15 protein-coding genes are annotated in these 13452 nt (G+C 53.9%); 8 read left to right on the plus strand and 7 right to left on the minus strand.

Annotated elements, in window-relative coordinates; translation table 11 throughout:
- Positions 1 to 154: 154 nt before the first annotated feature.
- The 3 genes from BN3277_RS22670 to BN3277_RS22680 are packed head-to-tail and all read left to right on the plus strand — an operon-like array spanning position 155 to position 3395.
- Entirely contained in the window at positions 155 to 1522 is a 1368-nt protein-coding gene (locus tag BN3277_RS22670) for an efflux RND transporter periplasmic adaptor subunit (protein WP_059046608.1), read from the plus strand.
- Positions 1522 to 2226: an ABC transporter ATP-binding protein gene (locus BN3277_RS22675; RefSeq protein WP_059046609.1), complete on the plus strand. Its 705-nt coding sequence runs from the start codon at positions 1522 to 1524 to the stop codon at positions 2224 to 2226. Before BN3277_RS22670 ends, BN3277_RS22675 begins: the two co-directional genes overlap by 1 nt.
- Positions 2223 to 3395, plus strand: coding sequence for an ABC transporter permease (locus tag BN3277_RS22680; protein WP_059046612.1), 1173 nt, complete (start codon positions 2223 to 2225; stop codon positions 3393 to 3395). The genes BN3277_RS22675 and BN3277_RS22680 overlap by 4 nt, the downstream gene beginning before the upstream one ends.
- Positions 3396 to 3738: 343 nt before the next feature.
- Here BN3277_RS22680 and BN3277_RS22685 read toward each other — a convergent pair whose 3' ends face one another.
- The 5 genes from BN3277_RS22685 to BN3277_RS22705 all read right to left on the minus strand — a co-directional run bounded on the left by BN3277_RS22685 (position 3739) and on the right by BN3277_RS22705 (position 7585).
- Positions 3739 to 4026, minus strand: a complete 288-nt coding sequence (locus tag BN3277_RS22685) for a hypothetical protein (protein WP_059046613.1) — start codon at positions 4024 to 4026, stop codon at positions 3739 to 3741.
- 178 nt (positions 4027 to 4204) lie between these two features.
- Positions 4205 to 4555, minus strand: a complete 351-nt coding sequence (locus BN3277_RS22690) for a type II toxin-antitoxin system PemK/MazF family toxin (RefSeq protein WP_059046614.1) — start codon at positions 4553 to 4555, stop codon at positions 4205 to 4207.
- A 3-nt stretch (positions 4556 to 4558) separates the two neighbouring features.
- Positions 4559 to 4840, minus strand: a complete 282-nt coding sequence (locus BN3277_RS22695; protein WP_018750966.1) for a CopG family ribbon-helix-helix protein — start codon at positions 4838 to 4840, stop codon at positions 4559 to 4561.
- 245 nt (positions 4841 to 5085) lie between these two features.
- On the minus strand, positions 5086 to 6267 hold the full coding sequence (alr, locus tag BN3277_RS22700) for an alanine racemase (RefSeq protein ID WP_059046615.1): 1182 nt from the start codon (positions 6265 to 6267) through the stop codon (positions 5086 to 5088).
- A gap of 211 nt (positions 6268 to 6478) precedes the next feature.
- Positions 6479 to 7585 (minus strand): LolA family protein, encoded by a 1107-nt coding sequence (locus tag BN3277_RS22705; RefSeq protein WP_059046616.1) that lies wholly within the window; start codon positions 7583 to 7585, stop codon positions 6479 to 6481.
- Between the two features lie 242 nt (positions 7586 to 7827).
- Here BN3277_RS22705 and BN3277_RS22710 point away from each other — a divergent pair, with 242 nt between their 5' ends.
- Genes BN3277_RS22710 through BN3277_RS22725 form a run of 4 tightly spaced genes read left to right on the plus strand, consistent with a single transcriptional unit; the run spans position 7828 to position 10484 of the window.
- Positions 7828 to 8265 carry a LytTR family DNA-binding domain-containing protein gene (locus BN3277_RS22710; RefSeq protein ID WP_059046617.1) on the plus strand — a complete coding sequence of 146 codons (438 nt, stop codon included), beginning with the start codon at positions 7828 to 7830 and terminating at the stop codon, positions 8263 to 8265.
- A 13-nt stretch (positions 8266 to 8278) separates the two neighbouring features.
- Positions 8279 to 8689: a DUF3021 family protein gene (locus tag BN3277_RS22715; RefSeq protein ID WP_059046618.1), complete on the plus strand. Its 411-nt coding sequence runs from the start codon at positions 8279 to 8281 to the stop codon at positions 8687 to 8689.
- Positions 8690 to 8712: 23 nt separating this feature from the next.
- Complete coding sequence (locus tag BN3277_RS22720; RefSeq protein WP_059046621.1) at positions 8713 to 9630, plus strand: ABC transporter ATP-binding protein; 918 nt, start codon at positions 8713 to 8715, stop codon at positions 9628 to 9630.
- The gene (locus BN3277_RS22725; RefSeq protein WP_059046622.1) at positions 9630 to 10484 is read left to right on the plus strand and encodes an ABC transporter permease; all 855 of its coding nucleotides are present in this window, start codon (positions 9630 to 9632) and stop codon (positions 10482 to 10484) included. Before BN3277_RS22720 ends, BN3277_RS22725 begins: the two co-directional genes overlap by 1 nt.
- Here the strand turns inward: BN3277_RS22725 and BN3277_RS22730 are convergent, their stop codons facing one another.
- A complete protein-coding gene (locus tag BN3277_RS22730) occupies positions 10485 to 11084 on the minus strand; it encodes a TetR/AcrR family transcriptional regulator (protein WP_059046623.1) in 600 nt (199 codons plus the stop codon). It lies immediately after the preceding gene.
- 121 nt (positions 11085 to 11205) lie between these two features.
- Here BN3277_RS22730 and BN3277_RS22735 point away from each other — a divergent pair, with 121 nt between their 5' ends.
- Entirely contained in the window at positions 11206 to 11745 is a 540-nt protein-coding gene (locus tag BN3277_RS22735; protein WP_059046624.1) for a hypothetical protein, read from the plus strand.
- Between the two features lie 380 nt (positions 11746 to 12125).
- On the opposite strand, the gene BN3277_RS22740 is transcribed toward BN3277_RS22735, so the two are convergent.
- A complete protein-coding gene (locus BN3277_RS22740; protein ID WP_059046625.1) occupies positions 12126 to 13379 on the minus strand; it encodes an MDR family MFS transporter in 1254 nt (417 codons plus the stop codon).
- Positions 13380 to 13452: the final 73 nt, after the last annotated feature.

Below are 13452 nucleotides of genomic sequence, written 5' to 3' on the forward strand. Positions count from 1 at the left end.
CCCCCTAACTTGCCCTAATTCATTCAGAAAACTTTCAGCTAGACTTCAGGTTAGCCTCATCTTCATCCCTTACAATAGGCTCGACTTGTTGAGTGGAAAGTGCCGTACAAGCTCTGACGCTTGCTGGCGGATTACATAAGTTGGAGGGATTCCATTGAAAAAGAAGTGGTTGTGGATCGGGATGGGTGCCGTGGTTATTATCGCCCTCGCTCTTCTCTTGATCTTGACGATTCCGAACAAGCCAAAGCAAGCTGCGACGCCCGTTCAGAATACGACGCGGGTCAGCAAAGGCGACATTACTGTCAGCGTCTCCGGCTCGGGCTCCATCGTCTCTACGGAAAGCGAAAGCGTCCGTACGAAAGATGAGGGCAAGGTCAGTGAAGTCCACGTCAAGGCCGGTGACGTTGTGAAGAAAGGCCAGGTGCTGCTTACGTTTGAAGGTACAGATAACTCCGATAACCTCAAATCGCAGCAATCCTCCTTGGAATCGCAAAAGCTGGACCTGTTGGATTTGCAGGAGCAGTTTAAACGGCAGGTACAAGAGGGAGCCGACGAGCAAACGCTAAATGCAACCAAAAAGTCAATCACCAAACAGGAGCTGAACATCAGCAACACCGAGACGGAGATAACCAAGCTGAAGGAGGACATGGTTCCGCCCGATCCATTAACCTCGCCCATCGACGGAACGGTTACCGCCGTTAACATCACCGCCGGCGAGCAGGCCAAAGGCGGTTCCGAGCTGTTCGTCATTAATGATTACCAGAAGCTAAGCGTCAAGATCCAGGTAGACGAGCTGGACATCCCCAGCGTTGAGGAAGGCATGAAATCAACCGTGCAGGTCGATGCGCTGCCGGATCAGACCTTTGAAGGCGTCGTCTCCGACATCGCCGACGAAGGGGTCGCCTCGGGCGGCGTATCGCTGTTTGACGTCACGATCGCGCTAAACGATTCCACCGGTGTACGGGTGGGCATGTCGGCGGAGGCGACGATCATCACCGAGGAGAAGCAGGACGTCTTGACCCTGCCGATCGAGGCGGTTCAGCAGCGGGGCGGCCGGTACGTAGTCCTGCTGCCGGGCACCGGAAGCGGCGCAGCGAGCGAAGCGGGCGGGGCGGCAAGCGAAGCGGGCACGGGCAGCGCCGGGGCGGGCGACGCGCCAGGCACCGGCAGTGCGCCTAGTACCAGTGGCGGAGCCACCGGAGCCGCCAGGGGCAACGGCAGCTCCGGTGGCATGAGCGGACGCATGCAGGTCGTTGAAGTTGGCGCGCATAACGAAACGTTAATCGAAATCGTCAGCGGCTTAACCGAAGGTCAGGAGGTAGTGATCCCAACGGTCATCAGCACCTCCTCCGGCTCCGCTGCCCAACAGCAGCAGACGAGAATGCAGGGCGGATTTGGCGGAGGCAGCGGATTTGGCGGCGGAGGCGGTGCTGGCACCAGCTTTGGCGGGGGCACTGCTCCTGGCGGAGGTGGAGCTGCCCCAACCGGCGGCGGTGGCTTCGGTGGCGGAGGTGGCAGATAATGGCCGCCCTGTCCACTCCCCCGCTGATTGATGTGCAGCACCTCGGCCACGGTTACCGCATGGCCGGGGAGATGATGACGGTGCTAAGCGATATCAGCTTTCAGGTACAGCATGGCGAATTCGTGGCGATCATCGGACCCTCCGGCTCCGGCAAATCCACACTGATGAACATGCTCGGCTGCCTGGACATCGCAAACGAAGGGACTTATCTGCTCGACGGCCAGGACGTTCGCAAGCTGTCCGACAACAAGCTGGCCACGATTCGCAACGAGAAGATCGGGTTTATTTTTCAGCAGTTTAATCTGCTGCCCAAATTGTCTGCTTACGAAAATGTCGAGCTGCCCCTAATCTACCGAAACGTCCCGCACAAAGAGCGAAAAAAATCCGTCGAGGAGTCGCTCCACCTCGTCGGTTTGGAGGGCCGGATGCATCATCGTCCGTCCGAATTATCAGGCGGGCAACAGCAACGTGTCGCGATCGCACGGGCTATCGCCGGTGCGCCTCCGATGCTGCTGGCGGACGAACCCACCGGCGCACTCGACAGCAAAACCGGCGTTGAGGTGATGGACAAGATGAAGGAGTTGAACGCGCTGGGCCATACGATCATCGTCATCACTCATGACCTGTCCATCGCCGAGCAGGCCAAGCGGGTCATCCGGATTCAGGACGGACATATCGTCGAAGATCGGGGGAATCCGGCATGAACCTTCTCCAAAGCGTCAAAATGGCCTGGAAAAGCATCGCCGGAGCGAAGATCCGCTCTTTTCTCACGATGCTAGGCATCATCATCGGCGTCTCCTCGGTCATAACGCTCGTGTCCGTGGGACAAGGTACCACCTCGCAAATTACCGACCAGCTCGAAGGGCTGGGCACCGACTTGCTTACGGTGAACATCATGGGCAGGGGCAGCACCACCTCGCTCTCCTTCGAGGAAGCGATGGCCCTGGGAGAGATCAAAGGAGTAAAGGCCGTATCCCCCGTAATCAACGGCTCCGTGACGGCCAAGAAAGGAACGACCAATGACAGCCTCACTGTAGAAGGCATCGCACCTTCCTACGAGGAGGTGCAGGATTTCCACGTCCAAGCCGGTCGTTACATCATTGATATGGACAACGAGTTCCGTATGAAGGTCGCGCTGATCGGTACGGAGGCCGCCAGCACCTTTTTTGGCACCGACAATCCGGTTGGCCAGACGATTCAACTGAACGGCAGCAGCTTTACCATTGTAGGTTTACTGGAATCCAAAGGTTCGAGCCTGACCGCCTCCAACGATAATAAGCTGCTCATCCCGATCGCTACGGCGGAGCGCTTCCTGCAAAGTCGCGGCGTTCGATCAATAACCGTTCAGGTGGAGGACACCCAGCAGATTGAGATGGTCAAAACCTCGCTGGAAACCGCCTTGGATAAAAAGTTCCAAAACGCCAGCAACGCCTACAGCATTTTTAATTCCCAGGAGATGCTGGATACGCTGAATTCGACAACCCAGATGCTGTCGCTGGCACTCGGCGGCATTGCCGGCATCTCGCTGCTCGTCGGCGGCATCGGGATCATGAACATCATGCTCGTCTCCGTCAGCGAACGTACCCGGGAAATCGGCGTACGCAAAGCGATCGGCGCTAAGAAACGCGACATCCTGCTGCAGTTCATGGTCGAGTCGACGGCGCTCAGCGGCTTCGGCGGTTTGATCGGCATCGGTTTGGGCTACGGTGCCAGCGCATTGATCGGCCACTACTCGTCGCTGACGACCACCGTGTCATTCCCGATTGTCTTCATCGCGTTTGGCTTCTCCTTGTTCATCGGCGTCGTCTTTGGAATGATTCCGGCCAACAAGGCTGCCAAGCTCCGACCAATTTACGCGCTGCGGACCGATTAAACCGCTCAGTCCCCAAATGTGTTCGAAAAATCGAATAGAATTCACCCGTTTCCGCGGTTTCGAGCGAGATATATATGAAATTTCATATAGAATGACCCCTCCGGGCACCAGAATCCGAGATTCTATATGAAAAATCGAATAGAATGCACCAAATCCCGCGGTTTCGGGCGAAATCTATATGAAATTTCATATAGAATGTACCTTCCGGCACAAGAAATCGCATAATGTATATGAAAAACCGAATATATTTCGCCGCCCCGCCCCCAACCGAGTCAACCCAAATAAAAAAGTGCAAGCCGCTAAGGAACTCCCTTGCGCTTGCACTTTGGTTTTGGTTAGCGGCTTAGCTTACCCCGTATACCGAGGCCATGCAATCCACGAACATCCGGTTATACTCCTGCCGGGTCAGGTCCTTGTTGCACTGGATATCCCGCCCCAGGAACTGGTACCAGGTGATCTCGACCTGATCCTTTTTGTACAGGAACCGGCCGTTCGTCAACACAAACTTGTCGTTCTCAAAGGGCACGACGTTCTCGTAATCCAGCTTGCTGCCTTGCTGCTCCGCCACAAACGTAGCCAGTAAAATCAACATTTTGAAGGGATCGTCATAGATTTCATATTGAGCGCTCAAACGGCAACCTCTCCTTTATCCGTGATTACTCTCATCGTACTCCAATCCCCCGCACCCGTAATAGCAAAATCATAAGGTCCTTTTATCGAAATTATCGGCAAAATCAAAAACGCCCCGGAGCGAGTCCGAAGCGTTCGAAGGTCAATCTGAAAACGCATTAGTTTTAGTTTAGGAAGACTCAAAAATCGATTAAACCGAGACTGATGAGCAGCGAATCGTTCACTTTCTTCATCGTCTCATCGTCCAAATGCGTAATTTTATCTGTTAGTCTTTGTTTGTCGATCGTTCGAATTTGCTCCAGCAAGATGACGGAATCCCTGTCAAATCCGTGTGTAGCCGCGTCAATCTCAACATGGGTTGGCAATTTCGCCTTTTGGATTTGCGCCGTAATAGCGGCAACAATGGCCGTTGGGCTGAATCGATTTCCGATATCATTCTGGATGATAAGCACCGGTCTGACCCCACCCTGCTCGGAACCTACCACAGGGGAAAGGTCTGCAAAAAAAACGTCGCCGCGCTTTACGATCAATGTTTACACCCCGCTTACTAGGCGGTCCAGAGTGATGTCTGCATCTTCTTCCGCGTGGAACGCTTCGGAGGCCATGGACAAATTGATTTTTGCCATCTCCATATAGCCGCGCTGCATCGATTCCCGGATGAATCGTTTCTTCCGCTCATTCAGATACAGCTTCATGGCCTGCCTGATCAACTCGCTGCGGTTGGAGTTCTCCATCGCCACGATTCCATCGACTTCCTGCAAAAGATGATCCGGCAAACTGATCATGATTCTTTTGGTGTTATGCATATTGGCCATCTTAAAACTTCCACCCCCAAAACCTACTCGACCCTGTTTCCTGATATCAGTATAGCATTATTCAAGGAAATTTATACAAAAGAAATATATGCCGGTAGTATATCAAGTATGCTGCATTTCATTATAAACAAAAACGCCAACGCCGTACATACCTGAACATTTCCATGTTTAGTATTCGATAGACCCGGCACAAATTCCTCCCTCAGGGTAAAGATTTGTTGAATTTTGTCTGCCGCTCCAGTCTGTCACAGCAGCGGGTTCAGCAATACGGTAGGTTCGCCCTTCCGCAAGTAAACCCGGGGTACCCGATGGGCCAGCATGCAAATCATTTCGTAATGGATCGTTCCCATGGCGGAAGCCAACTCCCCGGCGGTAATTTCCTCGCCGGCTTGCCGGCCGATGAGCACAACCTCTTCGCCGACTTGAATTTCTTTGGCTTCTTCAGCCAAAGCTTGAAGCGATACCATACATTGGTCCATGCAAATAACGCCTGCTACAGGGACGCGGCGTCCGCGTATCAGTACTTGAGCCTTGCCGTTCAGCAATCGCGAATATCCGTCGGCATACCCGATCGGAAGGGTGGCAATCCGCTCCTCCTGCTGGGTGACGTATTTCGCTCCATAACTAATGGCGGAATGGGGTGGCAGCGTCTTGACCCGTACCGTTTCGGTTTTCAGCGAAAGGACCGGGGTGAGCCGCACTTGATCGCGTCTCACCTCGTCGGACGGGTACAAGCCGTACATAGCAATGCCGATGCGGACCATCTGCACCGACAATTCTGGCATATCAATGGCGATTGCGCTGTTCCCCGTATGTATGATCGGGATGCGAATTTCATGCTCCCGCAGCGCGTCCACCACACCCTGAAACCGGCGAAATTGTTCCAATGTATAGCTTTTGTCTTCCTCGTCCGCCGTGGCATAGTGGGTGAACAAGCCCTCCACTTCCACTTGCGGTGCTTGCATGGCCTTGCGTATGAAGGCGACCGCCTCATCCCCAGGCAGCAGTCCGACGCGTCCCATACCGGAATCGATTTTAATATGGATTTTCAGCTTATGCGGGAATTCGGCAGGATCCATCGCTTCGATTGCATCCAGCACTTCCTTGCTGAATACGTTCAGCGTGATGTCATGCTCCCACGCGATACGAATCCCGTGAGGCGGCGTATACCCTAGCACCAGAATCGGCAGCTTGATGCCGGCTTTCCGGAGCTCCAGCGCTTCGTCCAGGAATGCAACGCTGAGGTAGTCCGCGCCGATCCGCTCCATTTCCTTCGCTACAGGCACGGCGCCGTGCCCATAAGCATTAGCTTTTACACATGCCAGCATTTTCATGTCCGCGGGTTGTCTTCTCCGCAATTCCTCAAAATTGCTGCGCAGTGCATCCAAATCAATTTCCGCACGGGTTGGTCGATACATCACTTGCACTTTCGGGTCACCTTCTCCAAAGATTGAGAGTTCTAATATCTGAGCAATAACCTAATGGTAATGTTCATGGATGCCACTGTCAATTCTGCAAAAGAACCCAATTCTCGGGAAGGGCTATTTTAGCGGATCTCTCCATATAGATAAAGAGGCGAATCGACGGGTCCGGCGGGAGTCTCCTCCCGCCGGCGCAGCCGTAATCCGCCTGTCCTTGTTATTTCCCGGTTTGATCCTGCATCGACGCGGCGATCTTAACCATTTCGGTCACCGGCAAGTTCTCGCTGGTAATCCGGAACTCCAGACCATCCACCGTCCAAGTGAGCGTCTGCAGCGCATCGCCCGTCAGCAGGCCCCACGTAAAGCCCATATCGACCAACTCACCCGGTACGAGCGAAGCGGTACGGTCCGGCGAACGCGTCTCCGACAGCGTAAACTGATATGTACCGTCATACCGCAGCAGCACGGTCGTACGATCGGCGCCTTCTACGGCTTTGTCGTCTTGGTACAAGACCCCATCCGGCAAATAGGTTGGGATAATGACGCCAAAAGGTTCTGTCAGTGCCGGTGTTGCCGGTGTGTTGGCCCCTTCTGCATCGCCATTTGCGCTTGTCGCTTCATCGGCTGGCGTCTTCTCCACGAGCATGCCGTTCTCATCGACTTCAAGCAAGGTGCCTTGGGAATCCTGAGCCGCCGTATCCAGGTTATGCTGCATGTCAAACGAGTTCTTATCGAACTTGGTGCCAAAGTCGAATTTATCGAATTTCACTTCGACAACGACTTTCGCTTCGGCATCGGAAACCTGGACTTGCTTCGGCGCATAGTTGTCCTTGGCCAGCCAGATCTTTTGCCGCACTAAGGCATGGGTGTTGTAATTGGCTGCAACCTCGAAAATATAGCTCTCCTTGTCGCTTTCAAATTGCCGTGAGCTGTCGCTTAAGATGCTGCGGGCCAGCGTTTGGTACAGATATACCTGACCTTGGTTCTCCGGCCAATCGCTTTGGAAACGGAAGCTCTTGTTTAAGCTTGGCGTCAACACGAAGACACCTTGCTCGTTGCGGAGCACGATCTGCGTGACATCCTTCTGTGCATTGGTGAGCGCGATCCGGTAGAACGACGGGTTTTGATACCAGACTTCTACCTTGTACTCCTGAGGCTTGTCACCCGTATAAAGCGTCATCGTGCCGGAGCCCTGATAACTCTCCAACTGGGCAACCACTTTGTCCAAATCCTTGACGACGCCATTGGCGTCCTTCTTCCCGCATGCAGCCAGCACTAGGCTTAAGGCTATCACGATGGTCAGCATCCATGTGAGACGGCGCATGATTTCATCCCCTCTGCAGTTTGATTTCCTAAACTGATACATGTCTATGAGGGAACTTGGCCGATTATGCAGACTAGCCCCGGCTTGACCCAAGGACAAATGCCCGGATGCATTTTACCCTGCCTTAGATGCAGCTTACCGATGACGCTATTGCGTCCCTAAAAAACGGCATGCTATGGTTAATTCACCAACCCATCCAACGATCGGGCACCGCTTATCCAGGGAACGAGGAGTGAACCTTTTTGAAACTGATCATCGACCAATCCCTCGACCATGAGGACGTAGAAATCACGATCAAATGCCGGCTGATCGATGCCGATTTGGAGAGACTGATCGCTCAGATCCGGTTGTACGGGTTTGCCATTATGGGCAAAAAGGACGGTGCCGTCCATCCCCTCCGGCCGGAAGATATCTACTATTTCGAATCGATTGAAGACAAGACCTTTGCGTATTGCGAAAAAGACGTCTTCGACTGCAGCCTGAAGCTGTACGAATTGGAACATCAGCTAGCCAACGCCGATTTCGTGCGGATCAGCAAAAGCTGCATCCTGAATGTGACGAAGCTTTCCAGCGTCAGAGCTTTGATCAACGGCCGCTTCGAGGCCCGGCTCCAAAACGGGGAGAAGCTGATCATCAACCGTCATTACGTGCAGGGATTTAAGGAAAAATTTAATTTCTAGGAGGGCCGAAGGAATGATTAAATTGAAAACCTACATCACGATCGACTGCATCTCATATACGTTCGTTATCTTGATTTTCTCGGGTCTGTCACTACTTGACGTGCTCCCTCCCTTAACAACCCTATTGGCCTTGCAAATCTTCGCCATGACGACGTGCATCGCCTTGTTGATGTTCCTCACCGACCGGATTCCTTGGAAAAGCCTGTGGTCGTCCATCGCCGTAGATATCGTGACTGTATTGGTTTCCGTATTTGGCATCGGCTGGCTGTTCCGCGTATTTCCGATGGATTGGCCCAATTTCGCGCTGATCGGCGGGATGTCGGTGATGGTGTATTTCGCCGTATACGGCGTGCTGGTCATCAAGGACCGCGTTGACGCCGATAAGATCAACCAGCGTATTCAATCCAAATTGAATCATAAATAGAGTACTTGGAGGGAGATCAACTGATGGGGAATATCATTGAAGTTACCGGACTCAAGAAAAAATTCGGCTCGCTAGAGGCCGTGAAGAAGGTGGACTTTACGGTGAAGGAAGGCAGCTTGTTCGCCTTTCTCGGGCCCAACGGAGCGGGCAAATCGACGACAATCGATATCATTTCCACCCAGTTGCAGCCGGACGGCGGCGAGGTCCTGATCGACGGGTACCACCTGGGACGGGATGATGATCAAATTCGCTCCTCCATCGGGATCGTGTTTCAGGACAGCCTGCTGGATCCATTGCTTACGGTCGAGGAGAATTTGCAAATTCGCGGACGCATGTATGGGAAGTCTCGCGCGGAACTCAATACAGCGATAGAAACTGCAGCAGAGACAGCCGGCGTCGACGAGTTTCTGAAGCGTCCTTATGGCAAGCTGTCCGGCGGGCAGCGTCGTCGGGCTGACATCGCCCGGGCATTAATCCATACGCCCAAGGTGTTGTTTCTCGATGAGCCAACAACGGGACTGGACCCGCAAACGCGCAAAAGAGTGTGGGAAATGGTGCTGAAGCTGCAGCGGGAACAGGGCATGACGGTGTTTTTGACCACGCATTATATGGAGGAAGCTGCCCAAGCCGACTACATCACGATCATCGACCACGGGGAGGTGTTGGCGCAAGGCACGCCGCTGGAGCTCAAGAACCGGTATGCTTCCGACATGTTGAAAATCAAACCGGTGAACGACGCCGAGCTGGCCACCCTGCTGAAAGAGTTAGGGCTTGCCTTTGAACGGGATGCCGCGGGTATCTACCGTATTGCGCTCAACCACACCGTGGAAGCGCTGGGAATCCTGGATCAGTGCCGCGAGAATATCGCCAACCTGGAAGTCGTCAACGGTACGATGGACGACGTCTTCATTAACCTGACGGGAACGGAGGTTCGAAGCTGATGTTAAGTATTGCGAACCGGAATTTGAAAATCTTCTTTAGGGACCGCGCTGCCGTATTGTTTTCCCTGCTGGCCGTATTTATCATTCTTGGACTGTACGTCCTCTTTCTCGCGGACACGCTTGTGGACAGCCTGCCGGTATTCGAAGGGGCGTCCGTTCTGATCAACAGCTGGGTGTTGGCCGGAATACTTGCCGTCACCTCCGTGACCTCGACGATGGGGGCTTTCGGAATTATGGTTGAAGACCGCTCGCGTAAAATCCTTAAGGACTTTACGACCTCCCCCATTCGCCGAAGCCAACTGACCGGCGGTTACATTCTTAGCGCTTGCTCAGTAGGCGTCATCATGAGCGTGGTCACCTTTATCCTTGGCGAGCTGTATATCGTCATGCTGGGCGGGGAGCTGCTGTCGCTGCTCAGTATCCTGAAAGTGCTTGGACTGATTGTGTTATCCGTGCTCGCCAGCAGCTCGATCGTCTACTTCATCACTACGTTCCTGCGCAGCCAGAACGCCTTCTCGGCGGCCAGTACGGTGATCGGCACATTGATCGGCTTCCTGACCGGCATTTACGTACCGATGGGCAGTCTGCCCGAGGCCGTGCAATGGGTCATTAAGATCTTCCCGGTCTCCCATGCCGGTGCATTGATCCGTAACGTGATGCTGGAGCATCCTATGGAGGTGTCCTTTAGCGGCGCACCGGCCGGGGCACAAGCGGAGTTTACGGAAAATATGGGCGTTGTGTACCACTTTGGCAGCTACCAGGTCGAGCCTTGGTTAAGCATCGTCATTCTCCTCGTGACAACGTTGTTGTTCTTCGGTTTATCCTTGCTGAATGTGTCGCGTAAAAATAAATAATCAAACCTCTTCAACCGCGTTCGTGATCGAGTCCAAGTGGGCCTTCAGAACGCGGCTAATTATCTTAGGATCAAGCCGTACCGGATCGAGCAAGGCATGCAGGGCAATGCCGTCGATCAAAGCGTAGAGCCGCTCCGTTTCCAGCTCCCGATCCACCCCCGCTTGCAGCAGCCCATGCTGATCCATGGATGCGATCAGACGCTGCATCAAGTCGTACAACCCGTCATGGCGTGCATCGAACCCTTTGGTTTTGTGCCTGAAATAGGCGGTGAACGCCACCCACACCTCCATTTCCGCCCGGGTCTCCTCACGGGTCGGCACGAGCTCCATCAAGACTCTGAGCACCTTCTCCTTCGGCGGCAGGATCAACGCAGAAATGTCAAGGATTCGTCCTGCCGCCCTCTCCTTCACCAGGTTCATCGCATAGAGCAGCAGCTCCTCCTGCGAGTTGAAATCATGGCGCAGCGCCCCCGGCGAAAGTCCCGCCGCCCTGGCGATATTGCGAACCGTTGCCCCTTCCATCCCCTGCTCCAAAATCACCCGCCAGGTTGCTTCGGCTATAATTTGTTTTCTTTGTTCATGATCTACTAGTTTTGGCATGTCTCTAGTTTACCACCTCCATGGCCGATCACACCATTTATTTAGCACAGTTGTATTAATTAAAGCGGGATGTTACAATACACTCGACATTTTTCACATTCATTGCGTTAAGGGGGGCATTATGAACTTTGTCGCTTGGTTGATCGTCGCCTGTGAAATCGCCTTTTGGATCGTCATTATCGCGGGATTATCCGTCCGTTATGGGCTGAGGCGCCCAAAGCTGGGGTTGGCGCTGTTGGCCTTAACGCCGGTGATCGATTTGCTGCTGTTCGTCATCACCGGCGTGGACTTGTACAACGGTGCCGCAGCGACGACAGCCCATGGGCTCGCGGCCGTTTATATCGGCGTGTCGATTGCTTTCGGCAAAAGCATGATCGACTGGGCCGACCGCTGGTATCGTTACCTGATCGCCGGGGAGAAGGAGGCCAGGCCGCCCAAACGGTATGGCCTGGAGTTTGCCAAGCAGGAGCTGAGAGGGTTTCTCCGCCATGCGCTCTCATTCCTGATTGGCGGAGCCCTGCTCCTCGGCATGATCACCTTCATCGACGATCCGGGCCGGACCGAAGCGCTGGGCGGGATTTTGCGGGTCTGGGGCCTGGTGCTCGGCATCGATGGTCTTGTCATCATCTCCGCGTTCGTCTGGCCGAAGCAGCCGAAATAAAAACCGGACCGGGCATGACTTGCCGATCCGGTTTTTTGGCAGTCGATAACGCGAGGGTTGCGTTTAACTGCAAAATGAACCGTTAATTTCGATGGATACAGCGTTTTTTTCGAAATAGATGGAAATTCTGACGTTAATTTCGCCCGAAACCACCCCATAGCGTAACTTCCGGCCAATTAACAGTAGGATTTCCGGTTAATTGACTCTGAACCGCCAGATTGTCCCTAGTTAACGGTAGAAACTCCAGTTAGTTGACCTGATGATGCTCTGTATGACTTCCAAAAAGCGGGGGGAGTTCACTCCAATATACTGGTGGATATGTACGCAGGTCCGCGTGACAGATCAGCCTAAGAACTTCCTTGGCACGCCAGCCCTTCAAACTAGCTTGGCACCCCCGCCGGAGCCTCCGCCTTCCCGACCGCCGCCGCTTCCTGCGCGGTTAAATGCCCCTTCGCCAGCAGCAGGAACGGCACACCAAAAGCGGTCGTCAGCGCGATAATCCCAAACACGAGCAAGGACTGCGAGACGCCAAAGGCGTCCAGCAGGAACCCTCCCATTAGCGGCGCCAGCACGTTGCCTAATTGGTTGAAGCCAAACATGCCGAAATACGTCCCGCGCAGCGAGGCGGGAGCAATGCGGTCAACCAGCACGTCGGTCATCGTAAACATCAGCACCTCGCCGATCGTAAAGATGACAACGCCGAGCAGAAACGCCCACAGCGCATGTACCGATCCGAATAGCAGCAGGCTGCCGGACACGAAGAGATTGCCCGCAATCAGCGGCACAACCGGCGAGAAGCGCCCGGCAAACTTAACGATCGGGAACTGCACCGCCAACACGACGATGGCGTTCAGCGACAGCATGTAACCAAACAGCTTGGCCCCGTCCTGGATATCCGGCGTCATCTCCAGATATTGCGCCAGCGTAGAGCTGAAATGGCCGTACCCAAGTACGCAGAAAATCATGCCCACCAGCACATATAGGAAGGTCCGGTCCTGGCCGGTCACCTGCATCGCGCCCTTCAACGTTAGGCGTTCGCCTGCGCCGTGATCCGCCGTCCCGATTTCCTTGTGCAGCATAAACTGGAATACCAGCACCAGCCCATATACTAAATACACGAGACCGGCGAAATAGAAAGCCAGCCCCGAATCCGAAGCCCCCAGTTGCAACCCAAGGATCGGCCCGACCACAACACCTAGATTAATCGCGGCGTACCGCAGATTAAACACCAGCATCTTGCTTTCCTGCGGTGTAATATCGGCCAGCAGCGCCCGGGAGGTCGGCTCGAACAACGCCCGGCATAACCCGTTTAACGCATTCATGATAAAAAAGAGCCACACTTGATTCGCTAGGCCAAAGCCGATGAACACGAGCACCCAGCCGAAGATGGAGATATACAGCACGCTTTTGCGTCCGATCACGTCCGAGATATATCCGCCGTAAAAGCTGGCGAACACCCCGATGAGCGAACTGACCGCAACGACGATTCCGGTTTCGGACGGGGAGGCGCCAAGTGATTTGATGAGGTAAATGGATAAGAACGGAATACTCATCGACGAGGCCATACGTCCAAAAATCGTCCCCACGATAATGGTCCAGGATAACGGGTGAATTTGCTTGAGATGTGCGTTCATACGGTTGTCGCCTTCTTTGTTCACGAGTTGTTCAAAACTATCTCCCTATTAAAACCCGTGAAGTTAAAAACTG

The organism is Paenibacillus rubinfantis, from assembly GCF_001486505.1.
GTDB lineage: Bacteria > Bacillota > Bacilli > Paenibacillales > Paenibacillaceae > Fontibacillus > Fontibacillus rubinfantis.

Excerpts from the sequence above, each read along its gene's own strand:
- BN3277_RS22735 (WP_059046624.1), top strand. The coding sequence starts at position 11,206 with ATGAACTTTGTCGCTTGGTTGATCGTCGCCTGTGAAATCGCCTTTTGG.
- BN3277_RS22705 (WP_059046616.1), bottom strand. The coding sequence starts at position 7,585 with ATGCGCCGTCTCACATGGATGCTGACCATCGTGATAGCCTTAAGCCTA.
- BN3277_RS22715 (WP_059046618.1), top strand. The coding sequence starts at position 8,279 with ATGATTAAATTGAAAACCTACATCACGATCGACTGCATCTCATATACG.
- BN3277_RS22740 (WP_059046625.1), bottom strand. The coding sequence starts at position 13,379 with ATGAACGCACATCTCAAGCAAATTCACCCGTTATCCTGGACCATTATC.
- BN3277_RS22730 (WP_059046623.1), bottom strand. The coding sequence starts at position 11,084 with ATGCCAAAACTAGTAGATCATGAACAAAGAAAACAAATTATAGCCGAA.
- BN3277_RS22675 (WP_059046609.1), top strand. The coding sequence starts at position 1,522 with ATGGCCGCCCTGTCCACTCCCCCGCTGATTGATGTGCAGCACCTCGGC.
- BN3277_RS22725 (WP_059046622.1), top strand. The coding sequence starts at position 9,630 with ATGTTAAGTATTGCGAACCGGAATTTGAAAATCTTCTTTAGGGACCGC.
- BN3277_RS22720 (WP_059046621.1), top strand. The coding sequence starts at position 8,713 with ATGGGGAATATCATTGAAGTTACCGGACTCAAGAAAAAATTCGGCTCG.
- BN3277_RS22680 (WP_059046612.1), top strand. The coding sequence starts at position 2,223 with ATGAACCTTCTCCAAAGCGTCAAAATGGCCTGGAAAAGCATCGCCGGA.
- BN3277_RS22695 (WP_018750966.1), bottom strand. The coding sequence starts at position 4,840 with ATGGCCAATATGCATAACACCAAAAGAATCATGATCAGTTTGCCGGAT.